Source organism: Burkholderia territorii (genome assembly GCF_902833055.1).
Classification (GTDB): Bacteria; Pseudomonadota; Gammaproteobacteria; order Burkholderiales; family Burkholderiaceae; genus Burkholderia; species Burkholderia territorii.
This window is the reverse complement of the sequence record NZ_CADFEJ010000196.1, coordinates 1-221: the sequence shown is the minus strand read 5'-3', so window position 1 is coordinate 221 and position 221 is coordinate 1. Positions and strand designations below refer to the sequence as shown.

The 221-nt window shown below is 62.4% G+C and carries 1 protein-coding gene; it reads left to right on the top strand.

Features of this window, described 5'->3' with window-relative positions; translation table 11 throughout:
* On the top strand, nt 1-221 hold a 221-nt coding region (locus HW466_RS32185; RefSeq protein ID WP_279610408.1), incomplete at both ends, for a hypothetical protein.

Genomic DNA, 221 nt, shown 5'->3' with positions numbered 1-221 from the left:
GACGAGATCGAGCTGTTAGCCGACGAGAGACCGGTCGACGTCGAGGTCGACAGCGAAGTCACCGTGCTATTGGTCGAGCTGAGGCCCGTCGACAGTGAGTTGATGCCGGTCGAAGTCGACGTGGAGAGCGACGCGATCGAGCTGTTAGCCGACGCGAGGCCCGTCGACGTCGAAGTCGACAGCGAAGCGACCGAACTATTGGTCGAGCTCAGGCCCGTCGA